18 protein-coding genes are annotated in these 24,993 nt (G+C 70.5%); 8 read left to right on the top strand and 10 right to left on the bottom strand.

Features of this window, described 5'->3' with window-relative positions; translation table 11 throughout:
- Positions 1-81 precede the first annotated feature (81 nt).
- Positions 82-1,434, top strand: a complete 1,353-nt coding sequence (argG, locus tag WME95_RS28085) for an argininosuccinate synthase (RefSeq protein WP_437274770.1) — start codon at positions 82-84, stop codon at positions 1,432-1,434.
- A 148-nt stretch (positions 1,435-1,582) separates the two neighbouring features.
- Positions 1,583-1,942, top strand: a complete 360-nt coding sequence (locus WME95_RS28090) for a phage holin family protein (RefSeq protein WP_437520919.1) — start codon at positions 1,583-1,585, stop codon at positions 1,940-1,942.
- 28 nt (positions 1,943-1,970) lie between these two features.
- Here WME95_RS28090 and WME95_RS28095 read toward each other — a convergent pair whose 3' ends face one another.
- Positions 1,971-2,954, bottom strand: coding sequence for an aldo/keto reductase (locus WME95_RS28095; protein ID WP_437902438.1), 984 nt, complete (start codon positions 2,952-2,954; stop codon positions 1,971-1,973).
- 49 nt (positions 2,955-3,003) lie between these two features.
- Positions 3,004-4,809 carry a MutS-related protein gene (locus WME95_RS28100; protein WP_437902439.1) on the bottom strand — a complete coding sequence of 602 codons (1,806 nt, stop codon included), beginning with the start codon at positions 4,807-4,809 and terminating at the stop codon, positions 3,004-3,006.
- A 100-nt stretch (positions 4,810-4,909) separates the two neighbouring features.
- Between WME95_RS28100 and WME95_RS28105 the strand changes: the two genes are divergently transcribed.
- A complete protein-coding gene (locus WME95_RS28105) occupies positions 4,910-5,815 on the top strand; it encodes a BON domain-containing protein (RefSeq protein ID WP_437902440.1) in 906 nt (301 codons plus the stop codon).
- Between the two features lie 242 nt (positions 5,816-6,057).
- On the opposite strand, the gene WME95_RS28110 is transcribed toward WME95_RS28105, so the two are convergent.
- The 5 genes from WME95_RS28110 to WME95_RS28130 form a co-directional block, all read right to left on the bottom strand.
- Positions 6,058-7,692 (bottom strand): protein kinase domain-containing protein, encoded by a 1,635-nt coding sequence (locus WME95_RS28110; protein ID WP_437541537.1) that lies wholly within the window; start codon positions 7,690-7,692, stop codon positions 6,058-6,060.
- 626 nt (positions 7,693-8,318) lie between these two features.
- Positions 8,319-9,380, bottom strand: coding sequence for a 3-oxoacyl-ACP synthase III family protein (locus tag WME95_RS28115; RefSeq protein WP_437541539.1), 1,062 nt, complete (start codon positions 9,378-9,380; stop codon positions 8,319-8,321).
- A 225-nt stretch (positions 9,381-9,605) separates the two neighbouring features.
- On the bottom strand, positions 9,606-10,232 hold the full coding sequence (locus WME95_RS28120) for an endonuclease III domain-containing protein (RefSeq protein ID WP_437902441.1): 627 nt from the start codon (positions 10,230-10,232) through the stop codon (positions 9,606-9,608).
- Positions 10,229-10,984, bottom strand: a complete 756-nt coding sequence (locus WME95_RS28125) for a c-type cytochrome (protein WP_437541543.1) — start codon at positions 10,982-10,984, stop codon at positions 10,229-10,231. Before WME95_RS28125 ends, WME95_RS28120 begins: the two co-directional genes overlap by 4 nt.
- Positions 10,981-12,219 carry a YncE family protein gene (locus WME95_RS28130; RefSeq protein WP_437902442.1) on the bottom strand — a complete coding sequence of 413 codons (1,239 nt, stop codon included), beginning with the start codon at positions 12,217-12,219 and terminating at the stop codon, positions 10,981-10,983. The genes WME95_RS28125 and WME95_RS28130 overlap by 4 nt, the downstream gene beginning before the upstream one ends.
- A gap of 275 nt (positions 12,220-12,494) precedes the next feature.
- Here WME95_RS28130 and WME95_RS28135 point away from each other — a divergent pair, with 275 nt between their 5' ends.
- Positions 12,495-14,102, top strand: coding sequence for a metallophosphoesterase (locus WME95_RS28135; RefSeq protein WP_437902443.1), 1,608 nt, complete (start codon positions 12,495-12,497; stop codon positions 14,100-14,102).
- Positions 14,103-14,138: 36 nt separating this feature from the next.
- On the opposite strand, the gene WME95_RS28140 is transcribed toward WME95_RS28135, so the two are convergent.
- Together WME95_RS28140 and WME95_RS28145 are read right to left on the bottom strand one after the other, a co-directional pair.
- A complete protein-coding gene (locus WME95_RS28140) occupies positions 14,139-14,879 on the bottom strand; it encodes a 4'-phosphopantetheinyl transferase family protein (RefSeq protein ID WP_437902444.1) in 741 nt (246 codons plus the stop codon).
- Positions 14,880-15,719, bottom strand: a complete 840-nt coding sequence (locus WME95_RS28145; RefSeq protein ID WP_437902445.1) for a metallophosphoesterase family protein — start codon at positions 15,717-15,719, stop codon at positions 14,880-14,882.
- A 231-nt stretch (positions 15,720-15,950) separates the two neighbouring features.
- Between WME95_RS28145 and gltB the strand changes: the two genes are divergently transcribed.
- The 4 genes from gltB to WME95_RS28165 all read left to right on the top strand — a co-directional run bounded on the left by gltB (position 15,951) and on the right by WME95_RS28165 (position 23,553).
- On the top strand, positions 15,951-20,558 hold the full coding sequence (gltB, locus tag WME95_RS28150; RefSeq protein WP_437902446.1) for a glutamate synthase large subunit: 4,608 nt from the start codon (positions 15,951-15,953) through the stop codon (positions 20,556-20,558).
- Positions 20,551-21,990, top strand: a complete 1,440-nt coding sequence (locus tag WME95_RS28155; protein ID WP_437541555.1) for a glutamate synthase subunit beta — start codon at positions 20,551-20,553, stop codon at positions 21,988-21,990. The genes gltB and WME95_RS28155 overlap by 8 nt, the downstream gene beginning before the upstream one ends.
- A 9-nt stretch (positions 21,991-21,999) precedes the next feature.
- Complete coding sequence (locus WME95_RS28160; protein WP_437902447.1) at positions 22,000-22,995, top strand: MDR/zinc-dependent alcohol dehydrogenase-like family protein; 996 nt, start codon at positions 22,000-22,002, stop codon at positions 22,993-22,995.
- A gap of 147 nt (positions 22,996-23,142) precedes the next feature.
- Entirely contained in the window at positions 23,143-23,553 is a 411-nt protein-coding gene (locus tag WME95_RS28165) for a hypothetical protein (protein WP_437902448.1), read from the top strand.
- Positions 23,554-23,659: 106 nt separating this feature from the next.
- Here the strand turns inward: WME95_RS28165 and WME95_RS28170 are convergent, their stop codons facing one another.
- Complete coding sequence (locus WME95_RS28170; RefSeq protein WP_437520963.1) at positions 23,660-24,964, bottom strand: GRAS family protein; 1,305 nt, start codon at positions 24,962-24,964, stop codon at positions 23,660-23,662.
- Between the last annotated feature and the right edge of the window lie 29 nt (positions 24,965-24,993).

Raw genomic sequence — 24,993 nt, forward strand, 5'->3', positions numbered from 1 at the left:
ACACACGCACTGTCAGGCGCCTCCGCCGCCCCGCGATCTCCGCTCGCGCGCTCGCGGGCGTTGCGATTATGCTGCGCCGCCATGAGCAGGATCTTCCGTTCACTCCCCCCGGCGGGCACCCACCTCGGCATCGCGTTCTCGGGCGGCCTCGACACGCGCTGCGCGGTGGCGTGGCTCTCGCGCAACGGGCTCAAGGTGCACGCGTACACCGCCGATCTGGCGCAGCCGGACGAGGACTCCCCCGGCGACATCCCGCCGATCGCCCTGCAGCACGGCGCGGTCTCCGCCAAGCTGGTGGACTGTCGCGAGGCGCTCGTCCGCGAGGGCATCCTCGCCATCCAGTGCGGCGCCTTCCACCTCTCGACGGGCGGCAAGAAGTACTTCAACACCACGCCGCTCGGCCGCGCGGTGACAACGACCGCGATCGTCCGCGCGATGCGCGACGACGATGTCCACGTCTTCGGCGACGGCAGCACGCACAAGGGCAACGACATCCAGCGGTTCTACCGTTATGGCATCTTCGTCGACCCCTCGCTCAAGATCTACAAGCCCTGGCTCGACCCGAGGTTCGTGGGAGAGCTCGGCGGGCGCAAGGAGATGAGCGAGTACCTCGAGCGCCACGGGCTGCCCTACCGCATGGGGACGGAGAAGGCGTACAGCACCGACGCCAACGTGCTCGGCGCGACGCACGAGGCGAAGGACCTCGAGCACCTGAACACCGGGATCAAGATCGTCCAACCGATCATGGGCGTCGCCTCCTTCCGGCCGGAGGTCGCCATCGAGGCCGAGACGGTGACCCTCGGGTTCGAGCGCGGCGTCCCGACGACGATCAACGGCAAGCGCTTCGGCTCCCTGTTCGAGCTGTTCGTCGAGTGCAACCGGATCGGCGGGCGCCACGGGCTCGGCATGAGCGACCAGATCGAGAACCGGGTGATCGACGCGAAGAGCCGCGGCATCTACGAGGCGCCGGGCATGGCCCTGCTCCACGCCGTCTACGAGCGGCTCCTGTCCGCCATTCACAACGAGAACACCCTCGACGTCTACTTCACCCAGGGCAGGCGCCTCGGGCGTCTGCTCTACGAGGGCAAGTGGTACGACCCCGAGGCCATGATGCTGAAGGACGCGCTCTCGCGCTGGATCGCCCCCGGCGTGACCGGCGAGGTGACGCTCGAGCTGCGCCGCGGCGACGATTACAACATCCTGAACACGCGCGCCGACTACATGGCCTATGCGCCGCACAAGCTCTCGATGGAGAAGGTCGAGGAGGCCTATTTCACCCCCGAGGACCGCATCGGCGCGCTCGAGCTCCAGAACCTCTCGGTGACGGACAACCGCCAGTTCCTGATCCACCTCATCGAGAGCACGCAGGCCCTCGGCCCGGGCGGCGCCCCCGCCATCGGCGAGCTGCTCGGCGGCGACAAGCCGAAGGAATGAGCCGGTGCGGCGCCGCTGAGGCTGAGCGGAGGCCGCGCGCCGGCTCCGCTCGCGACGCGCCGGACGAGGTTGCGCCCGGCACCTCCCTGGGTCACGAGGAAGGTGCGAACGCCGGCCCGCCCGAGCGGTGCCGGCCAGGGAGGTGGTCATGAAGGCGCTCATCATCCAGGCACTCGCCGCGGGCCTCGCGGTCCTCGTCGGAACGAAGATCCTGCCCGGCGTGCGGATCCGAAAGACCCAGACGGCGCTCGTCGTCGCCGCCGTGTTCACCGTCCTCAACCTGCTGCTCGGCTGGCTCGTGAAGTTCCTGGTCGCGGTGGCGCTCCTGCCCGCCGCCGTCCTCACGCTCGGCCTGGCGTATCTCTTCTTCGGCCTCGTCGTGAACTCGGTGCTGCTCTACGCCACCGACAAGCTCATCGACGATTTCGAGATCCGGGGGCTAGGGCCGCTCTTCGGCACGGCGGCCCTCATCTCGTTCGCAGGATGGCTGTTGCCGCGCATCTTGTGAGCCTTCGCAGCCCTCGCCCGGGCGGCGTCTACCAGCGCTGGTGAACCTGGGGCCGGAGCCGCCGGTCGTAGATCTCGCGGATCTTCGCCATCGTCTCCTGCGGCACGGGCGGCAGGTCCGCCGCGCCCGCGTTCTCGTCCACCTGATCGGGCCGCTTCGCGCCGGGGATCACGCACGTCACCGCGTCCTGCATCAGGATCCAGCGCATCGTCCACGCGCCCATGCTCACGCCGGCGGGCACGAGCGGGCGGAGCTCGTCGACGACCTCGAGGCCCAGATCGTAGTCGACGCCCGAGAACGTCTCGCCCTTGTCGAACGCGGCGCCCTCTCGGTTGAAACTGCGGTGATCGTCGGCCGCGAACCGGGTCGCCGCGCTCATCTTTCCGGTGAGCAGCCCCGAGGAGAGCGGCAGTCGCGCCAGGACCCCGACCTGCCGGCGCTTCGCCTCGGGGAAGAAGAGCTCGGCCGGGCGCTGCCGGAGGACGTTGTAGATGATCTGCACCGACTGCACGCCGGGGTACTCGATGGCCTTAAGCGCCTCTTCCACCCGCTCGACGCTGGCGCCGTAAAACCGGATCTTGCCCGCCTTCACGAGCCTATCGAGGGCGTCGAACACCTCGGGTCGATAGTAGACGTCCGTCGGCGGGCAGTGCAGCTGGAGGAGGTCGAGCGCGTCCGTCTCGAGGTTCTTCAGGCTGCGCTCGACGAAGGCCGTGAGGTTCCCCTCGTCGTAGCTCGCCGCCGTGTGCGGGCTCAGGCGCCGGCCCGCCTTCGTCGCGACGACGATCTCCTCGCGCCGCTCGCGCCTGAGCCGCGCGAGCAGCCGCTCGCTCCGGCCGTCCCCGTACACGTCCGCGGTGTCGAAGAAATTCACGCCTCGATCGACGGCCCGGTGCAGCGCCGCGAGCGACTCCTTGTCGTCGACGTCGCCCCAGGTGCCCCCGATCGCCCAGGCCCCGAAGCTCACCGAGGAGACGCGGAAACCCGTCCTGCCAAGAGGTCGATACTCCATGGCGGCGCATACAACCAGATTTCTCCCGCCACGGCGAGCGTGGCCGCGCTCAGGCGGGCTCGGCCCCGCGGCGGCGGTGCGCGCGCTTGCTGCGCTCGACGAGCGCGACGAGCTCCTCGCGCGTGACCCCGAGCCGCGCCGCCGTCCGGTGCGCGAGCGAGGTCCGGGCGACCCCGTCGACGAACTGGTATGTCGGCCACTGCTGCGCGTCGAGCTCGACCTGCAGGAACACGAGCCGATCGACCGGCCGCTCCCTCTCGAGCCGCGCCGCGAGCTCGAGGAAGTGCGTCGTGATGAAGGCCTGAGGGCGGAGCTCCGAGAGGAGCGAGATCACGAGCTGGAAGATCTCCTCGCCTTCCGACGGGTTCGTGCCCGAGCAGAGCTCGTCGAGCACCACCATGTCGCCGACCTGCATCGCCTCGAACAGCGACCTGATGCGGAGCAGCTCCATCCCGAGGCGGCCCTCGCTCTGATCGGCCTGCGCCTGCTCGATCAGCGACACGAAGAGCCCGTGGCACGGCGAGAGGCGCGCCTCCGCGGCCGGCACGAAGAAGCCCGCCTGCCCCATCATCTGGGCCAGCGAGAGCGCCTCGAGCAGCCGCGTCTTCCCCCCCGAGTTCGGCCCGGTCACGATGACGGTCGCGTCGTGGTGATCGGTCGCGATGTCGCACGGGACCGTGCTCACCGAGCTCGCCAGGAGCAGCGGGTTGAACAGCCCCTTGAGCGCGCGCCCGGGGCTCCCGCCGCGCGCGCCGTGCGCGCCGTCGGAGGAGCCCGGCGAGACGAGCTCGGGCAGACAGACGGAGAGCCCGGCCGCGCGGGCGCGGTCGCGGAGCGCGAGGCCGGCGAGGTAGAACTCGAGATCTCCGAGCAGCTGGACGAGCGCGACGAGATCGTCCTCGATGCCGTCGAACACGCTGTTGATGTGGCGGGTGAGCAGCTCGTCGTCGCTGAACCGGTACCCCCTCCACAGCATCACGAGCTTCGTGACCAGGCGCCCGAGCGGCGACTGGTAGAAGCGGTTCTCGCTGTTCTCGCGGATCGACAGGGCGCGCAGATCGCGGACATGGCCGTCGGAGCCGACGCGGATCCGGACATCCAGCGTCGCGATCTCCTCGTCGTACGCGAGCAGATCCGCGAGGCGGCGGTACGCCTCGCCCTCGCGCACGGCCGCGCCGAACGCCGAGAGCCGCGACAGGCCCGAGCGGGCGCCCGCGAACGCACCTGCGAGCGCGTCGAACGCGTCCTTGGCGGCGGCGAGGATGTCCAGCCGGCGCCGGCTGCCTTCGCCGCGAGAGATGGGGATCGTCTCGATCTGGCCCACCCAGCGGCGCAGCGCCGCGTAGGCGCGCTCGAGATCGCGGCGGTGCGCCTCCGACCCGGTGAGCTCCCGGAAGATCGCGCGCCGAAGCTCGACGGTGTCGCGATCGCTCGGCGGCTGGGAGAGGGCGCGGCCCAGCAGCGCCGGGCTCGGGATGTACGTGCGGCCTTCGCTCGTGAAATGGAGGCATCCGACGATGAGCTCGCGCAGGAAGACGTGCTGCGCGAAGCGGGCTGGATCCCACGTCGACGCGGGCAGCGACGCCGACTCGACGTGCCGATCGAACGCCCCCGCCGGCGCGCCGCCCGCGAACGCGAACGCCAGCGACTCCTTGACCGCCCGCGCGTCGACCCGGAGCGCTGGCCGGTGCGAGAGGAGATCGGGCGCGGAGCGCTGTCCGGGCGGGGCGTCAGGCAGGACGGGTTCCGGCGGCGCCGCGCTCACGACCTCGAGCCTACTACGATGCGTCGGGCCGGAGCGCTCGTCCGGTGTCCGGTGCCGCCGCTGCGCGGTGGCCAGGGAGGGTCTCGGCATGACCCCGTCGACACGCGCGGGGCGCCGTTGTTCCCGGGCGGCCGGGAACGACCGAGTTCCTGGCACGACGTCTGCCTCGGTGTGCGCCCGGAGATGCACCATGAGCTATCGCTGCACGATGAGCAGAATACGCTGGTTCTGCGGCCCAACCGTCCTCGCGCTGGCGCTCGCCGGCACGGCCTGCAGGAGCGAGAGCGAGAGAGCTGAAGGAGCGGTCCGCGAGCCCGTGGACCAGACGAACAGGAGAGGCGAACCGCCTCCGGCCCCGAACCAGCCCGGCAAAGAGCTGCGCGAGCAGGCCGAGCGCGTGGGCGAAAAGGCAGAGCAGCTCGCCCAGGAGGGTCAGCAGCTCGGCAAGGAGGCGCGAGAGCAGGCCGGGCGCGCGGGCGACAAGGCAGAGCAGCTCGCCCGCGAGGGTCAGCAGCTCGGCCAGGAGACGCGCGAGAAGGCCGAACGCGTGGGCGAAAAGGCGGAGCAGCTTGCCGAGCGCGGGCGCCAGGCGGGCCGCGACGTCAACGACCAGATGAACAGGGTCGGCGAGCAGACAGGTGCGCTCAAGGACAACCAGGGCGCGCGCCCGCAGTCGGCGCCGCCCGCCGCTCCCAAGGACAAGGCCGCGCCGCAGCCCCCGCAACAGGGCCAGGCTGAGGGAGCCAAGAAGCAGGAGGGAAATGCCGCCGCGATGGAGCGCGACGAGTGGACGAAGGCAGCGAAGGACAACGACTATCAGGTCACCTTCGGCCGCGACGGCTCGGTCATCGCCACGAAGGAGGCGAAGCGGACCGGCGCGCGCCCGTCCGACGAGGCGCTCCGCAACGCGGTCGGCGGCAAGCTCGCGGACAGCGATCACGACGCGGTGAAGAAGCTGCACGTCACGGTGCGCGACGGCGTGGTCACGCTGCAGGGCACCGTCGCCAGCGTGAAGGAGGCGACCGAGGCGGTGAAGGAGGCCATGGACGCCGACGGCGTCACCAAGGTGATCTCCTACATCCGTCACGGCTCATGACGCCATGAGGTCCTCCTCCTAGCCGCAGTCACGGAGGTGCATCCGTTCGCCGACGGGCAGATGCCCCCCCCGGCTCATCCGGTTCCCGCCCCCCTCAGCACCCTCCAGAGCCGCAGCAGAGCGGCGGTCACCCGCACAGGAGACGGGCCCAGATCGGCGTTTTCGGCGCGGAAGCGCACTCCCGTGCGCTGAGCACCGAAAACGCCGAGGTGGGCCCGTATCCGAAGCGGGTGACCGCCGCTCTAGTGGGTGAAGTCTTTGGGGCGGAGCTTGACGGAGCGCTCCACGGCCTCCGCGGGTGAGAGCGCCAGCATGAGCGTCTCATCGAAGCAGTCGGATCTCGACACGACAACGACCTGCGTGCCCACGGGCAGCTCGGTCTTGAGCGGCGTCTTGCCGAGCGTCTTTCCCTTCCAGCTCACGGTCGCGTCCGGCGGATCGCTCGCGATCGTCACGCTCGCCCTGGGGCCCTCCTCGGGCTTCTTCTGGACGGTCTCCCCGGCCTCGGCGCCGTGCGAAGCGACCGCGGGAGCATCGGGGGCGGGCGCGCGCTGGTTCGCGACGTGGACCGCGCCGCCGACCAGCGCGACCAGCGCGGTCAGGGCGGACGCGCCGATCAGGTAGCCGCGCTTCGAGGCCGACACGGGCCCGGACGTGGTCGCTCGCAGGCTCACCGAGTCGCTCACGGGGGTCCTGGGCCGCTCGACGCCCGACGCCCGCTCGGCGCCCGACACGCGCTCGAAGCCCGAGGCCCGGTCGATGCCCGACCGGCTGGACTCCCCGACATAGGGGAGCCTGCTGCCCGAGCCGGAGCTCGAGGGAACCATCGCGACGCCGATGCCGCTCATCGTCACCTGGCTGGAGGCGTCGCTCAGGAGCGACGCGCTGGCCACCCGCTCGATCTGCGCCTTGATCTGCTGGCGTATGGAGGCCCGGCTCTCGGCGAAGATCCCCCGCATGCAGGCGCCGAGGAACTCGCTGCGGACGTCCTCGCCCGACCACTGAAGGTAGTTCTCGAGCACATCGCACATCTCCTGCGCCGTCGCGAAGCGCTTCGATGGCTCGCGATCAAGGGCCTTCGCGGCGATCTGATCGAGCGCGATGGGGATCCCCGGAACGACGGTGGAGAGCCGCGGTATTTTCCCCAGCAGGAGCTGGTGCATCACGGTGATCTGATCGCCCTCGAACAGCCGCCGCCCGGCGAGGAGCTCCCAGAGCACGACGCCGACCGCGAAGATGTCTGCCCGGCGGTCCACCGTCTTGCCCGCCGTGACCTGCTCGGGCGCCATATACGTCAGCTTGCCCTTGAAGGTCCCGCTCTCGGTGCTGGAGGCGTTGACGACGGCCTTGGCCACGCCGAAATCCACGAGCTTCACCGCGCCCTCGTACGTGATGAAGATGTTGTGCGGCGAGACGTCGCGATGCACGATGCCGAGAGGCCGACCGTCGAAATCGCAGAGCTCATGCGCGTAATGGAGCCCGCGCAGCACCTCGGCCACGATCCGGATCCACGTACCACGGACGAGCCCGCCCGTGCCGGACTCCCGCTCGACAGCCGCCTTCATGACGCGCTTCAGCGGCTGGCCCTCCAGGTACTCCATCAGAATGAAGTAGCCGTCCCGATCGCTGCCGACCTCGTAGGTCTGGACGACATTCGGGTGGTTCATGCGAGCCGAGAGCTTGGCCTCATCCATGAACATGAGGACCTGGCGATCCTCCTCGTCCCCGGAGCTGCGGAGACGCTTGACGACGACCAGCTTGTTCACCGAGGCGGGCCCGTGAGCCATCGCGAGGAAGACGTCTGCCATCCCGCCGCGGCCGAGCTTCGCGATGGGACGATACCGGCCGAGCCCAAGCTGGGTCGGTGTGTCTCTCAAGATCGACGCTCCGTGTTCTCCGATCACACTCACCTCAGTGTGCAAAATCCGATAATTGCGCGTCCGAGTCAATGCGAAGAGTTTGCGTCCTCGCCATCAAGGAAAACATGCTCCAATGAAGTGAATGGCCTACAATCGTATGAACAAGAGCGGCAAGAGACGACATCCGAACACACGCGCACACGCATTCGCGCGCGTTCACGCACATTCACGCGCATTCACGCGCATTCACGCGCATTCACGCGCACTCGCGAACACCGCACCCCCGCGCGTAGGTCCCGCGCTGCGCTGTGCCTGCTGCGCGCTACCTGCTCCGCATGAGGTGCTGCGTGCGCAATTCGCCGCTGGCCGGGGAGGGGCCGTGCCGCCGAGCCCTGAGGTGACTCCCTTCCCGGTGGCGCCCGCGCAAGGTCGATCGCATTGCAAACACGGGGTCTGCTGCGGGCGTTGATGGAAACGTAACAAGGGGTACGCCACGTGCAATCCGTCGCGACACGATCGCACGAATTTTCTGCAGCGTTCCGCGCCGGACGCAATACGCCGCGCGTTACCGCCGCGGCTCGATGACGATGACGATGACGAGGAGGACGGTGACGCCTGCGAGCGAGGCGCCGCCGCTCAGCCGCTCAGAGCTTCCAGAGCGCGCAGCCCCAGTGGACGCCGGTCCCGAGCGCGAGCACCATGGCGAGTTGCCCTTTCTTCACCCTTCCGGCGCGCATCTCCTCGTCGATGAGGATGGGCACGGTGGCGCCGCTCGTGTTGCCGAATCGATCGATGTTGCTCGGGAGCTTCTCGACGGGCACGCCGAGGTCCTTGCGAATGTGCTCGTTGATCCGGCCGTTCGCCTGGTGCGCCAGGAACACGTCGATCTGCTCGATCGCGAGGCCCTGAGAGGCGCAGAGCTCCCGCGCGGTCGCCGGGAGCTTGGTCACCGCGAACTTGAAGAGCTCGCGGCCATCCATGCGGGGGATATGCAGGTCCTCGTCGAACGACGTCGGCTTCCAGTACGGGCGCGAGCGGAAGCCGCCGCCCGGCACGAAGAGGAGCTCGGCGAAGCGTCCATCGGAGCAGATCTTGTTGGCGCGCAGGCCCGCGTCGCGATCGGTCGCGCGGAGGACGAGCGCGCCCGACCCGTCCCCGAACAGGACGGCGAGGTTCCGGTGGCGGTCGGCGTGCGCCCGCGCCTCCGGCGTCGCCGATCGGCCATTCTTCGGGTCGAGCGCTCCCCAGTCCTCCCAGGGCATGAAGCCGGCGTGCGCCTCCGCGCCCACGAACAGGATGGTCTTGGCGGCCCCGGTCTGGATCAGCCCGTCGATCGTCTGGAGGCCGAACAGCATCGCGGCACACTGCTGCCGGATGTCGAGCGCGGGGACGCCCGGAATGCCCAGCTTCGCGCCGAGAAGCGCCCCGGAACCGGGGAAAATATAGTCCGGCGTCATCGTGGCAAAGAGGATGTAATCGATCTCCGACGGTGCGATGCGCGCCGACGCGATCGCGCGCTTCGCCGCTTCGCACGCGAGATCGCTCACCCCCACGCCGTCCGGCGCGTAATGGCGCTGGCGGATACCGGAGCGCTGGTAGATCCACTCGTCGGAGGTCGTGATCACCCGCGCGAGGTCGTCGTTGGTGACAGGTTCTCCGGGCACGTAGTGGCCCGTCCCGATGATCTCAAATCCAATCTTTGTCACAGAAGTGCCTTACCCGAACCGCAGGCCCGCGGCGACCGGGAACCGCACACCCGCACACGACCGCGCCCGGCCGCCTCGCGCCGCAGCGCGGCGGGCGGTGCTCGCGCTCATGAGATCGCCGGGACGTTGCACCCAGCTTGACGGAAACGCGCCGCCTCGATAGCCTGCCAGCCGCGCTGCGGCGTTGTACCCGCCCCCGTCTTCGGCGGCCGCCGGGCGCCGCGATCAGCGTCGACGGGCGGCCCAGCTGCAGATGGGGCAGCCGGTCATGTCGTGGCGCAGCGCCGGGCAGTGCTCGCGGCCGAAGTAGATGAGCTGAAGGTGGAGCTTGCTCCACTGCTCGGGTGGGAACGTGCGCTTCAGGTCGCGCTCCGTCTCGACGACGTCCCTTCCGGACGACAGCCCCCAGCGGAACGCGAGCCGGTGAATGTGGGTATCGACCGGGAAGGCGGGGTGACCGAAGGCCTGTGCCATGACCACCGAGGCCGTCTTGTGACCGACCCCCGGCAGGGCCTCGAGGGCCTCGAACGAGGCGGGGACGACGCCGCCGTGCTCGGTCGCGATCCGCTCGCTCAGCGCCTTCAGGTGCCGCGCCTTGGTGGGCGCGAAACCGATCCTCCGGATGAGCTGGGCGATCTCCTCGGTGGGCACTGCCGCCATGGCCGCGGGCGTCCGGGCGCGCGCGAGGAGCGCCGGCATCACCGCGTTGACCATCTTGTCCGTCGTCTGGGCGCTGAGCATCACCGCGACGAGCAGCGAATAGGGATCGTCGTGGGCCAGCGGAATGGGCGGGGCCGGGTACAATCGGTCGAGGATCTCGGCGATCCTCGCGGCTTTCTCGGCGCGCTTCACGGAGGCCAGGGCAGCCCGTAGAACGAGAGCAGATCGCCGAGCTCCTCATCGGAGAGGACCTCGCGGGAGAACGGCGGCATCTGCCCGCCGTAGCCGACGAACCCGCCGTGCCGGACCTTCTCGATGAAGACAAGCCGCCGGTCGGCCTCCGTGTACTCGCCGAGCGGGTGCTCCTTCAGCGTCTGGTCGGGCAGCGCCGGCGCCCGCGCCACGAGCCGGCCGTCCCCCGAATGGGCGCGCCCGTGACACGAGGCGCAGGCGCGCTCGTGGATGCGCCCGCCCGCGGCCGCGTCGCCGGCCGGGATCTGGCTCAGCTCGTAGACCGGCGTGAAGGGGACGGCCTCGGCCGCGCCTTCATCGCTGGGCAGCGACTCCAGGTAGGCATAGATGGCCTGCGCGGCGTCGTCGTCCGCCGTCCAGGGCAGGTCCTTCGTCATGAAGTAATAGAGACAATGGTTGATCGCGCCGAGGAGCTCGACCTCTTGCCCGCCCCAGTAATGCGGGCGCTCGACGGCGCCGGCCAGCGGGGCGCCCGGCAGCATGGCGTCGCCCGCGTCGCCGGCGACAGCTTCATGGCACGTCGAGCAGGAATAGCGATTGAAGCGCGTCTCCGCGATCGACGGGTCCCGGAAGAGCGCCGCGCCGTGGTCGACGGCCGTCGCGTCGACGACCTTCGTCTCGGGATCACCCGGACAGCCACAGAGGAGCGCCGCGCACGCGAGCGCGGCCGCAAGACCGCAGGGCGCCCTCACGGCGCCTCCGGCGCGACGCGCACGAGCCCGTCGGGATAGAGGCCCACCTCCGTGTCGCTGAGCGTCTCCAGCGTCTCTGGATCGAGCCGGAGCACCCTGCCGGGCGTCGCGCTCCTGTCGCCCTCGCAGACGACGAAGAGCCCGTGCGCCTCGTCGAGCTGCGCGAGGTGTGGCCGCATGCATTCATCGGCGATATTTCGGGTGACGACGCCGTCGTCGTCCGGGGTCACGCCGATCCGCACGATGGTGTCGGGCACCTGGGTCGGCACATAGATGGCGCTCCCGTCGGGGGTCCATGCGGGGAAGTAGGGCGCGCCGATCGTGAGGATCTTCCGGGAATCGTCGAACGTCTCCGACGCGACATCGAAGAAGCGCACGTCCCTGCTCTCCGTGCTGCTCACGGCGATGGTCTTTCCATCGGGCGACATGACGGCCGCGTAGGGTCCGTAGTTGTTGGCATGGGGCGACGGGCTGGAGGTAGACCCCACAGGCACGCGCTTCACCTCGGCGGAAGGGTCCGTCAGGTCGACGATCGCGAGCACGTCCTCGCCGTAACAAGCGACGTAGGCGCGGGCGCCGTCCGGGCGCGAGAGGGCGATTCCGTGGGCGGCCATGCAGACCGGGATGAACACCGGATCGGGCGATCCCGAGAGCACGACCTCCTCGGGATCGATCACCGCGAGGGACGAGCGCGCCGCCTCGACGTCGCCTGGGTTGTCGAGCACGCGTTTCAGATCGAAATGAGAGACGACCACGCGCTTGCCGTCCTCCGAGATCACGATATCACCCGGGTTGGCCTCGACGCGCACCTGCCCGAGGATGCGCAGATCGTCGAGCGCGAGCTTCTGGACGTAGCCCGCCACCACGCTCCCGCCGTGCACCGCGTGGGGGCCGATCGCGCCGGCGATGTCAGGGTACGACAGCGCGACGTAGACGGCGCCCCCCTCGGCGTCCACGGCCACATGGTGAGGCCCGTCGATCGTCACGGGATCGCGGCCCACGGGGTGGACGCCGAACCGCTCCCCGGTCGCGAGCGAGACAAGAGAGATCGTATCGGAGAGGCTATCGCTCACCAACCCCATCCCGCCCTCCGGAATCGTGATCTCGGGGAGTCGGTCCGGATACGCGTCGCCTTCGTAGGCCCTGTAGCGGTATTCGATGATGGGCTCGGGATCGCTGCAGCTCACCAGCATCGCCGCCGCGAGCGCGCAACCCAGGAATCGCGAAATGACCATAGATGACCTCGGGACGAGCGCCTCTGGCTCGGACGCGCCGCATCCTAGCAGCCGCCGGCGCGCCGGCCGCGGCTCCGCCCTACCATGGCTCGGCCCGCTCGTGCGCCTCGACGTGACGCTCCGCCGACGTCCGCCGCCGCGCTGCGCGATGTGGGACGCACTACGCGCGTTCTGCGCTCTCTCTTCCTCGGTCGGCGCCGGCCCCCAACGGCAGCGCTACCGCCCGAGTGAACATTTCTTGATCAGACGCTGTGGTGTTGTCATGTAAGGAAGCGATGAGCCAGACACGAGCGGTGGGCATCACAACATGGGAGCTCGGTCGGCGGCGGATCGCGCGAGCGCGCCCAGGTCGCCCCGCGGCGTGCTTCTTCCTTGCGTCCCTTGCGCTCGCGGCGTGTGCCGGGGAGGAGTCCATCGCTCCTGCGCCGGTACCGCTGCCAGCGCTCCGCGGCGCGCCGTCGCTGACGACCGCTCGCACCTGGGCGCCGCGCGCCGCGGTGGCCGATCCACCGGACAGGAACCCCGCTGTCCCGGCGGAGATCGAGCAGATGCTCGCGGAGGGCTACGGCGAGCTCGAGGGCGGGCCGGGGCAGCCGCTCGCTCCGGCGACGCTCGACGACACCCCTCCACCGCCGCGCGGCGAGCGGCCGACGCTCCTGACGAGGTTCGTCCACCTCGCCGACACCCAGCTCGCGGACGACGAGTCGCCCGCTCGGCTGGCGATCTTCGACTCGCCCGGCGTGTTCGCGTCGGCGTTCCGCCCGCAGGAAGGCCACGAGTGCCGGATCCTCAACGCCGCCGTCCGCACGATCAACGCGCTCCATCGCAGCGCGCCGATCGACTTCGTCCTGCTCGGCGGCGACAACGCCGACAGCGCGCAGACGAACGAGATCGCGTGGTTCTCGGCCATCCTCGACGGCGCCGAGCGCGTCGAGTGCGACTCGGGCGCTGACGACGACCCCGTGCCAGGCCCCGACAACGATCCCAAGGATCCGTTCTTCGCCGAGGGGCTGCTCGTTCCCTGGCGATGGGTGACCGGCAACCACGATGTCCTGCACCAGGGGAACTTCCCGGTGCACACGCGCGCCGAGCTCGCGACGGGGAGCTGGTCGGACGGCGGGACGCGCGACTGGTCCCTCCCCGGCGCGCCGGTGATCACGGGCGAGGTCGTCCCCGACCCGAGGAGAACGCTGCTGAGCGGCCCCGCGCTGCTCGATCGGGTCGCGGCGACCGGCGACGGGCACGGGATCGGGCCCGACGAGCGCGCGTACGGCAAAGCGTTCTACGAGTTCGACATGAAGGACACCCCCCTTCGCGTCATCGTGCTCGATACGGCCGCCGAGACGGGCGGGCCGAACGGCGTGATCCTCCAGGACGACGTCGATCGGTTCATCCGTCCCGCGCTCGACCGGGCGAAGCGCGAGCGCAGGTGGGTCATCCTCACGTCCCACCACGCGTCGCGCTCGCTCGGGGACGGCTCCTTCGCCGCGACGGGCACCCCCGCCGTGCCCGGCGCGATCGACGTCGATGCGTGGCAGTCGCTCGTCGGCGGCTACGACAACGTCCTGCTCCACCTCGCCGGACACACCCATGTGCACCGGGTGACCCGGGTCTCTCCGGCCGGCGGGCACGCGTACTGGGAGCTCGAGACCTCCGCGCTCGCCGACTACCCCCATCAGGTCCGCGTCATCGAGATCTGGGACGAGGACAACGGCTTCGTCGCCATCCGGGGCGCCGCCCTCGACTACGCCGTCGACGACGACCCGATCGCCGCCGAAGGGCGCCGCCGGGCCGTCGTGGACGTCACCTCCGGCTTCGGCGACGACGGCCGCGGAGAGCCCTCGTGGCGCAACGTCGAGCTCTCGATCGCGCGGCCTGACTGACCTCGCGCGCCGCGCGCGGGCGGCCCCAGCCGTCGCTCATCCGCCGTCGCGCAGCGGCACCGTCTCCCGCAGCTCGATCGACAGCGGGGGTCCGCCCCCGCTGCGGATCGCGGCGGCCATCGTATGCCGCGCCGAGGGCTGGTAGAGCGCGAACTGCCAGGCCGAGCGGTCGTCGCCGAGCCGCGGATCGAACGAGATGCCGATCGCCGGTCCATCGTCCAGGTGGAACGAGAACTGATCGAGCGGGATCGCGAGCCCCATCCCGCGCGCCTTGATGTACGATTCCTTGAGCGTCCAGTACTCGAAGAAGCGCGCGCGCTGCCTCTCCGGCGGCAGCGCGCGCAGCGCCGTCACCTCGCCCGGCGAGAAGAAGCGATCGGCGATGTCCACCGCGCTGCTCGCGCGCTCGGTGTCCTCGACGTCGACGCCCACGTCGCGATCCAGCGCGACCAGGCAGGCGATCAGCCCCCGCGTGTTCGACAGGTTGAACCGGATCGGCGGCACCCCCGGAGGTCCGGCGATCTGCGGGCGGCCAAACTCGTTCCGGACGAACGACCACGCCTCGGGCGCGACGTTCGCGTACTTCGAGAGGACCGTGCGCACGAGGGCGCGGGTGAGCAGGTACTCGTGCCGGTTCTCGGCGAACAGGAAGCGCGCCTGCTGCGCCGCCTCGTCAGGCGTCATCAGCCGGTGGTACGCCTCGAGCAACGCCTCGTCGCGAGCCGAGTCGCAGAAGACGTACCAGAGGTGCGCGGCGCCGGGGCCGATCGTGAGCATCTACATCCTCGGCGGCGCCGCGCCTGCAGGGCCCGGCAGGATCTCCCGAAGGCAGCTGTCGGCGCTGCGCTCGACGGGCCGCTGGCGCGGATATCCGAACGACACCTCCTCGAAACGAACACCGTCGATCCAGTCGGTGCGGGGGATGTGGAGGTGCCCTGACACGACCACCCGCGCGCGGAACCGCGTGTGCCAGTCGTGCGTGCGCCGCGTCCCGCACCAGATCGAGAAACGCGGGATGTGCCGCAGCCGCACGAGCTCTTCGCGCAGCGGGAAGTGGTTGATGAGCACCGTGGGGCGCCCCTCGATCGCGCCGAGGCGGGCCTCCGTCGCGGCGAGGCGGGCCCGGCACCACGCGGGCCGGCTCGCGTAGGGGGCCGGGTCGAGCAGCTCCTCGTCGCTGCAGAGGACGCCGCTCTCCATGGCCCACGCCACCGCGTCGCGCTCGGGCACGCCGTCCGGCCGGAAGCTGTAGTCGTAGAGCAGGAACATCGGCGCCAGCACGTGCGGTCCGCCCTCGCCGTCCCAGAGCACGTAGGGGTCTTCCGGCGTGAGCACGCCGCGGCTCCGACACAGCTCGACCAGCCGCTCGTACCGGGCCTGGCCGCGCGGACCGCCGCGCTCACTCGGCATCGTATAGAGCTCGTGGTTGCCCGGCGCCCACACGAGCCGCTTGAACCGCGGACCCAGGGTCTCGAGGACGTAGATGAGGTGCTGCTCCGTCTCCCCGAGATCCCCCGCGAGGATGAGCCAGTCGCTCGGCCGCGGCGTGATGCGCTCGATGGCCCACCGGTTCTCCGCATACCCGACGTGGAGATCGCTGAGTGCGAAGAGCTTCATCCGAATACCGCGCCGCCAGGGGCCGGACCGGCGAGCCGGCCGCCCCCCACCCAGACCACGGCCGACGACGGGCGTCCACTGCCGAGCGCCGCCGCCGAGCGCGGCGGCCCCCGGGGCAAGGCGACACCCCTTCCCCATTTTGCGCCCGGTTCCGCGGCTCCTGGCGCGCCGCATTAAACTAGGGCTCCAATCCTTGTGCCACCTGTGCTACGCGCGTGTGAAGTCAGCACCATGCCTCTGCCCCAACGACAAGGTCTTTACGATCCGGCTTTCGAACACGACGCATGCGGTCTCGGATTCGTCGCCACGCTCCGCCGTGAAGCGACGCACGAGGTCGTCTGCCAAGCGCTCGAGATCCTCGAAAATCTAACCCATCGCGGCGCCGCTGGCTGCGACCCCTGCACCGGCGATGGCGCGGGCGTCCTCCTCCAGATCCCGCACGAGCTGTACGCCACGTCCCTGGCCGCCCTTGGCATCGCGCTGCCTGCTCCCGGCGACTACGCCGTCGCGACGGCGTTCTTCTCCCAGCTCCCGTCGCGGCGCCGCCAGTGCGAGGCGATCCTCGAGGCCGCGGTCGTGCACCACGGACAGCGCGTCCTCGGCTGGCGTGACGTCCCCATCGACGACGCGGCGCTCGGCCCGATCGCGCGCGACTCGCGCCCCGCGATCCGCCAGCTGTTCATCGGCAGGGTCGCGCCTCGCCAGTCCTTCGAGCAGGTCCTGTATGCGATCCGCAAGCGCGCCGGCCGCGCCGCCAACGCCGACGACTTCTACATCACGTCGTGCTCGTCGCGGACGGTCGTCTACAAGGGCCTGATGCTCGCGGAGCAGGTCGCGGCGTTCTACCCCGATCTGTCCGACAAGCGCACCGTGTCGCGGCTCGCGATGGTGCACTCGCGCTTCTCCACGAACACCTTCCCGACGTGGGAGCGCGCGCACCCGTACCGGGTCATCGCGCACAACGGCGAGATCAACACCGTGCGCGGCAACACCGCGTGGATGTCGGCGCGCGAGGCGCTGCTGAAGAGCGATGTCTTCGCGAACGCGATCGAGGACTTCAAGCCGATCATCCGCCCGGGCGGCTCCGACTCGTCCGCGCTCGACAACGTGGTCGACTTCCTGCTCGCGAGCGGCCGCTCGCTGCCCCACGTGATGATGATGCTCGTGCCCGAGGCCTGGGCGCTCGACCCGGACATGTCGGCCGAGAAGAAGGCGTTCTACGAGTACCACGGCTGTCTGATCGAGCCCTGGGACGGCCCCGCGGCGCTGTGCTTCACGGACGGACGGCTGATCGGCGCGACGCTCGACCGGAACGGGCTGCGCCCCGCGAAGTACGTCGTGACGAGCGACGGGCTCGTCGTGCTCGCGAGCGAGTTCGGCGTCCTCGACATCGAGCCGGCGCGCGTGATCCAGAAGGGGCGCCTCCAGCCGGGCAAGATGTTCCTCGTCGACACGACCGAGGGTCGCGTCGTCAGCGACGACGAGATCAAGCGCCGCGTCGCGACGCAGAAGCCCTACGCGGCGTGGGTCGCCGAGAACAAGATCGATCTGCGCGCCCTCGAGGACGTGCCGAGCCTCTACACCATCCCGCACGCGGACCTCCGGGGCCTGCAGCAGGCGTTCGGCTACACCGAGGAGGACCTGCGGATGATCCTCGGGCCGATGGCCACCCTCGGCGAGGAGCCGGTGGGCTCGATGGGCATCGACATCCCGCTCGCCGTGCTCTCCGAGAAGCCCCAGCTGCTCTTCCGCTACTTCAAGCAGCTGTTCGCGCAGGTCACGAACCCGCCGATCGACCCGCTCCGCGAGGAGATCGTGATGTCGCTCGTGAGCTGCGTCGGCGGCGAGGGCAACCTCCTCGAGGAGACGCCCCGCCAGTGCCGGATGCTCGAGCTGCCGCACCCGATCCTCACGCAGGACGACCTGTCGAAGCTGCGGAAGAACGTCTTCCCCGACTTCCGCGCGGCCACGCTGCCCATGTACTTCCCGGTCGACGGCGACCCGGAGGACAACCTGCGCGCCGCGCTCGCGAAGCTCTGCAAGGACGCGAGCCGCGCGATCGCCGACGGCGCGAGCATCCTCATCCTCAGCGACCGCGGCATCGACGAGACGCTCGCCCCCATCCCGAGCCTGCTCGCTGTGGGCGCCGTGCACCACCACCTCATCAACGAGGGGGCGCGCACGCGCGCGGGCATCATCGTCGAGACCGGCGAGGCGCGCGAGGTCGGCCACATGGCGCTGCTCATCGGCTACGGTGCCGGCGCGGTGAACCCGTACCTCGCGTTCGAGTCGATCGCGGCGATGTGCCGCGACAAGACCCTCGGCGCCGACCTCTCGCCGACCGCGGCGGGCTCGCGGTACGTGAAGGGGCTCAAGAAGGGCATCCTGAAGATCATGTCGAAGATGGGGATCAGCGCGCTCTCCAGCTACCAGGGCGCGCAGATCTTCGAGGCGATCGGCATCGATCAGCTCGTCATCGACGCGTACTTCACCGGCACGGCGTCGCGCGTCCGCGGCGTCGGGCTGCGCGAGATCGCGGAGGAGGCGCTCGCGCGCCACCACGCGGCGTACGGCGAGCGGGCGCGCGCGCACCTCGACGTCGGCGGCCACCACCACTTCCGCGTGTCCGGCGAGCGGCACCTCTGGACGCCGCAGTCGATCGCCTCGCTCCAGCGGGCGGTCCGCCTCGACGACGCGAAGAGCTACGCCGAGTACGCCTCCGTCATCAACGAGCAGCAGGAGCACCCGATGTCGCTCCGCGGGCTGTGGGACTTCAGGCCCGCGGGCCCGCCGGTGCCGATCGAGGAGGTCGAGCCCGCCGCCTCGATCGTGAAGCGCTTCGCCACGGGCGCCATGTCCTTCGGGAGCATCTCGAAGGAGGCGCACGAGACGCTCGCGATCGCGATGAACCGGATCGGCGCGCGGTCGAACACCGGCGAGGGCGGCGAGGACCCAGCGCGCTTCCTCCGGCTGCCGAACGGCGACTCGAAGCGGAGCGCGGTGAAGCAGGTCGCCTCGGCGCGGTTCGGCGTCACGGCCGAGTACCTCGTGAACGCCGACGAGCTGCAGATCAAGATGGCGCAGGGGGCCAAGCCCGGCGAGGGCGGCCAGCTCCCGGGCCACAAGGTCGACGCGGTGATCGCGAAGGTGCGCCACTCGACGCCCGGCGTGACGCTGATCTCGCCGCCGCCGCACCACGACATCTACTCGATCGAGGATCTCGCGCAGCTCATCTTCGACCTGAAGAACATCAACTCGAAGGCGCGCATCAGCGTGAAGCTCGTCGCCGAGGCGGGCGTCGGCACCATCGCCGCGGGCGTCGTGAAGGCGCACGCCGACGTGGTGCTGATCAGCGGCGACTCGGGCGGCACCGGCGCCTCCCCGCTCACGTCGATCCACCACGCGGGCGTCGCGTGGGAGCTCGGCCTCGCCGAGGCGCACCAGGTGCTCGTGATGAACGGGCTCCGCGGCCGCGCCATCGTGCAGACCGACGGCAAGCTGATGACGGGCCGCGACGTCGCGTTCGCCGCGCTGCTCGGCGCCGAGGAGTTCGGCTTCTCCACCGCGCCGCTGGTCGCGACCGGCTGCATCATGATGCGCAAGTGCCACCTCAACACCTGCCCGGTCGGCATCGCCACGCAGGACCCGGAGCTCCGCAAGAAGTTCACGGGCGCGCCGGAGCACGTCATCAACTTCTTCTTCTACGTGGCGGAGGAGCTCCGGCAGATCATGGCGCGCCTGGGCTTCCGCACGCTGACCGAGATGGTCGGGCGCTCCGACTGCATCGTGCAGCGGAGCGCCGGGCTCCACCCGAAGGCGAGGAAGATCGACTGCTCCGAGGTGCTGTACCGCCCGAAGGAGGCGCTCACGAGCCCGACCCACTGCGTGGAGCTGCAGGACCACAAGCTCGACCGGGTGCTCGACCTCAAGCTGATCGAGAAGGCGCGCGCGACGATCGACGGCGGGGCGCCCGTCGTCATCGAGACCCGCGTGAAGAACTCGGATCGGACGCTCGGCGCGATGCTGAGCGGCGAGATCGCGCGCCGCCACGGCAGCGCCGGGCTCCCCGAGGACAGCATCGTGGTCAAGTGCGCCGGCAGCGCCGGCCAGAGCTTCGGCGCCTTCGCCTCGCGGGGCATGACGCTCGAGCTCGAAGGCGACGCGAACGACTACGTCGGCAAGGGCCTCTCGGGCGGCGTTGTCGCTGTGCGGCCGCCGCGCGAGGCGCCGTTCCGGCCGGACGATCAGGTCATCGTGGGCAACGTCGTGCTGTACGGCGCGACGAACGGCCGCGCGTTCTTCAACGGCCGCGCCGGCGAGCGCTTCGCGGTCCGGAACAGCGGGGCCACGACCGTCGTCGAGGGCGTGGGCGACCACGGCTGCGAGTACATGACGGGCGGCACCGTGATCATCCTGGGCACCACCGGCCGCAATTTCGGGGCCGGCATGAGCGGCGGGCTCGCCTACGTCTTCGACGAGGACGCGCTCTTCGAGGCGCGCTGCAACAAGGAGATGGTGCAGCTCGAGACGATGACCGCCGCCGACGCCGAGTCGGTGCGGGCGCTGCTCGAGGAGCACGTGCGGCGCACGGGCAGCCGGAAGGCGATCGAGCTGATCGAGTCCTGGCAGGCTGTGCTGTCGAAGTTCGTGAAGGTCGTCCCGAGCGAGTACCGCCGCGCCCTGGAGGCCGCGGCGTCGCCCGCGACGAACGGAGCGGACGGGTCCGACAGGCTCGTGTCTCTCCTTTCTCCTTCCACCCCCTATGTTTCCACTGGACGTTACATCCCCGCCAACGCGGGTCCCCTGAGCACGGGAGAGAGGTCGGCCGCCCATGGGTAAGGTACGAGGCTTCCTCGAGATCCAGCGGGTCGACATCAAGAAGCGGCCCGTCTCCGAGCGTTTGAACGACTGGCAGGAGTTCGAGCTCCCGGTCCCCGACGCCGAGCTGCGCGATCAGGCAGCCCGGTGCATGGACTGCGGCATCCCGTTCTGTCACGACGGATGTCCGCTCGGGAACCTGATCCCCGACTGGAACGATCACATGTTCCGCGATCGCCTCCCCGAGGCGATCGCGTCGCTCGACGCGACGAACAACTTCCCCGAGTTCACGGGGCGCGTGTGCCCCGCGCCTTGCGAGGCGGGGTGCGTTCTGAACATCGAGAGCAAGCCGGTCACCATCAAGAACGTCGAGCGCGCGATCGCGGATCGCGCGTTCGACCGGAACCTGGTGGCGCCGGTCATCGCGAAGCAGCGCACGGGCAAGAAGGTCGCGGTGATCGGCTCGGGGCCCGCCGGGCTCGCTGCTGCCCAGCAGCTCGCGCGCAAGGGCCACGACGTGACGCTCTTCGAGCGCGACGATCGCATCGGCGGCCTGCTCCGGTACGGCATCCCCGACTTCAAGATGGAGAAGCACCTCATCGACCGGCGCATGGAGCAGATGCAGGCCGAGGGGGTGACGTTCCGCACGGGCGTCCACTGCGGCGTCGACATCACCGGCGACGCCCTGCGCGAGCAGTACGACGCCGTCGTGCTGTGCGGCGGGGCGCGCCGGCCGCGCGACCTGCCGGTGCCCGGCCGGGAGCTGAAGGGCGTCCATTTCGCGATGGATTTCCTGACCCAGCAGAACAAGCGGGTCGCCGGCGACGTGATCCCCGACAGCGAGGCGATCTTCGCCACGGACAAGCGGGTGGTCGTCATCGGCGGCGGCGACACCGGCTCCGACTGCCTCGGCACGAGCCACCGCCACCGCGCGGCGCACGTGACGCAGCTCGAGCTCCTCCCCCGCCCCCCCGAGCAGCGCTCGCTGACGAACCCGTGGCCCGCGTGGCCGCTCATCCTCCGCACCTCGTCCTCGCACGAGGAGGGCGGCGAGCGCGACTGGTCGGTGTCGACCACCGCGTTCCTCGGGGACGAGCACGGGCACGTCCGCGCGCTCCAGGCGATACGGGTGAAGCTGGAAGGTGGGAAGTTCGTGCCGGTCCCGGGGAGCGAGTTCGAGATCCCGTGCGAGCTCGTCCTGCTCGCGATGGGCTTCGTCGGCTCCGAGCGCGAGGGGCTGCTCGAGCAGCTCGGCGTCGAGATGGACCAGCGCGGCAACGTGAAGGCCCACGGCGGGCGCACCAGCGTGGAGGGCGTCTTCGCCGCGGGCGACATGTCGCGCGGACAGAGCCTCGTCGTCTGGGCCATCGCGGAGGGGCGCAAGGCCGCGGACGCGGTCGACGCGTACCTGATGCAGCCGGCCAAGCGCCGGCTGGCGCTCGCGGCGGGCTAGAGCTCGACCGTGCGAGCGCTGGTCTGGGACGGAACGGCCGCGCGCGTCATCGACCGCGACCCCCCCTCGACCACGGCCGGCATGGCCGTGGTCGAGGTGCGGTGCGCCGGGATCTGCAACACGGATCTCGAGATCATCCAAGGTTACATGGGCTTCCGCGGCACGCTCGGGCACGAGTTCGTCGGCGACGTCGTGGAGGGCCCGGCCGCCTGGCTTGGCCGCCGCGTGGTGGGCGAGATCAACTTCGCGTGCGGCCGCTGCGAGAGCTGCGCGCGCGGGCTGGGCAGGCACTGCCCGACGCGCACCGTCATGGGCATCGTCGGCGCCGACGGCGCGCTGGCGGAGCGCGTCGCGGTGCCCGTGGCGAACCTCCACGCCGTGGCCGACGGGGTCGACGATGAGGAGGCGGTGTTCGCGGAGCCGCTCGCGGCGGCGTTCGCGATCCTGGAGCAGGTGCGTGTGTCGCCGGGCGCGTCGGCGCTCGTGTTCGGCGACGGGAAGCTCGGCCTGCTCATCGCGCAGGTGCTCCACCAGGCTGGCGCCCGCGTCCTCGCGGTCGGCAAACACGAGGAGAAGCTCGCCCTGCTGCGCGCGCAGGGCATCGCGACCGAGCTCGTTCGCCCGGAGCCCTCGGGCCAGGCCGACGCCGGTGCCTCGCCGCCCCGGGGCGCCTGGGCCGGAGATCCGGCCGAGCTGGTGGTCGAGGCCACCGGCACCGCCGAGGGGTTCGTGAGGGCCGTCCGCGCGACCCGGCCCAGGGGCACGCTCGTGCTCAAGAGCACGGTGGCCGGGCTCTCCAGCGTCCACCTCGCCGAGCTCGTCATCAACGAGATCACCGTCGTCGGCTCGCGCTGCGGGCTGTTCGGGCCAGCGCTGCGCGCGCTCGAGGCCCGGACCGTCGATGTCCGCTCCCTCGTGTCGGCGCGGCTCCCGCTGGAGCGCGCCGCAGAGGCGCTCGCGGCCGCCGCAGCGCCCGGCGCTCTCAAGGTGCTCGTCACCCGCTGAGCTCGGCGCGCTGGCTGTCAGCTCGTCCGGGTGGCCTGCGGCCAGCGCGGCATGTTCGCCAGGCGCATTGCGTGAGAATTTCTCGCGGCTGGCCGGAATAGATCCTTCTAGGGGGGCCGCAGGCCGCGCCCCCGATCAGGAGCTGCGATGAGCGCGACGGACAGCCCACACCACGACGACCGCCGAGAGGACGCGCACAACGAGGCCAGGCGAGCCAGGGAGAGCTGGGAGCAGCAGCGGCTACGGGAGCTCGACCTCGTCGGCATCGAAGAGGATGCGTCGACGTTTTGCCTTCATTGTCGCCGTGAGCTGCTGGGGCAGCTCGCACGGGCCCAGGCGCGCGGCTCGGTGCTGTTCGAGCTCGTCAGGCGCGAAGGGCTGAGCCCTCTTCCCTTCCACGACCCCCCGTCCGCGGCCGAGGGCGGTCACACGCCGGGGTACCGGCGCCACCTCCGGGAAGCCGCAATGCACAAGCGCCGCGCCCTGTGGATCCCCCTCGCGTGCCTCGCGCTCGGCGCGCTGGTGCTCTGGGTGGCATTCGTCCTCCTGAGGCGCTGAGGGCGAGGGGCCGCTCGCGTCCGGATGTGATCCGGACAGGGAAGCGGTCGTTGAAAGAGGGGCGCAGATTCGTGCGTTATGGGATCACCTGCGCTGTGCGGCGCTCCTAGCGGCGGAACAGGCCGGACATGAACCGCGATGGCGGCGGGAGCTGCCGCGGACGCCACGCCGACGCGGCCACGATGGACACGCCGTTGCGCATGAGCAGGAGCGCGGGCTCGTCGCTCCGGACGTCGAACCCCTGGCTCAGGCGGAGCGCTCCGCGGACCAGCGACTCGTGCGGCGAGACGCGGAGCGGCTCGAAGCCGTTCATGCGGAGGCGGCGCTGCCAGGCGCCCCGGCGCTCGTGCCGCTCGACCCGCGCGGCCCCCTCGCCCACCACCACGTTCATCACCTCCTGCCCGAAGAAGACCTGCTCGATGGTCTCCCGCGCGGCGATGTGCGGCGGGAGCAGCGCCTCGAGCGCCTGGAATACCGCGTAGTAGTGGCCGATCGCCTCCGACAGCCGCGGGAGGAACTGGTGCGCGTTGTGCTCCACATCCGGCTCGACGAGCGTCAGCACGCGCGGCGACAGCGCCCGGATCCTCGTGAGGATCGTGTCGCGGTTCGCGGTGGCGTGCACCGAGGCATCCGGCACGTGGTGCAATGCGAACGCCGCATTGACCGCAATGGGCGCCGTGGAGCGGGACGCGATACGGCTCCAGTCGACGCGCTCCACCGAGGACGCGACGCCGTGGAACTCGAAGGGGACCTTCAGGCGCTCCGCCCACCCCCCGATGAACGCGCCCGCCCAGCGCAGCCGCTGTTCGGGATCGGGGCCCCGGCACGGCAGGTCGATGCCGGTCAGCCGGACCCGCGGCGGGCCGCCGGGCCGCGTCGCCAGCCGGTGTAGCAGGAATGGCCACTGCGTACCGCCGCCAACGCCGATGTCGATGACATGGATCTCCCCTTCGTCCTGGAACGCCTCGACGATGGCCGCGTTCGCGCTGAGGTAGCCGAACCGGATGAGCGGCGTCGCGTGCACGAGCAGCTGAAACGCCGCGAGCATGTCCCGCGGCCCGGCGCTGCGCAGGTACAGATTCCCGTCGCCGGAGCGATCTCCGTCCAGGCGGGCGAGCAGCGCCCGGCCAAACACGCCAGAAATGCGCTCGGACGCGTCCCCCGTATCGGGCTCGGCCCGCAGGATGCCCTCGATGAGGGCCCTCGCGCGCTCGCTGTCCCCCGCGTCGATCGCCTCGCCCGCCGCGAGGAGGCGGCTCAGGAACGGGCGGCGACGCGAGTGGGTCTGGCGGGTCCCCGAGCTCGGCTGCTGCCCTGGGCTGGACGCTGTCGAGCTGGTGGGCCCCTCGATGTGCGCTCGTAGGCTAAGAGGCGCCTCTTCGGCCGATACGTGTCTACGGATCGCGTTCATGGTGTCCAGGGCTGTTCAACCAGGCAGCC

It is taken from the genome of Sorangium sp. So ce327 (assembly GCF_051530205.1).
In the GTDB taxonomy this organism is placed as follows: Bacteria; Myxococcota_A; Polyangia; order Polyangiales; family Polyangiaceae; genus Sorangium; species Sorangium cellulosum_B.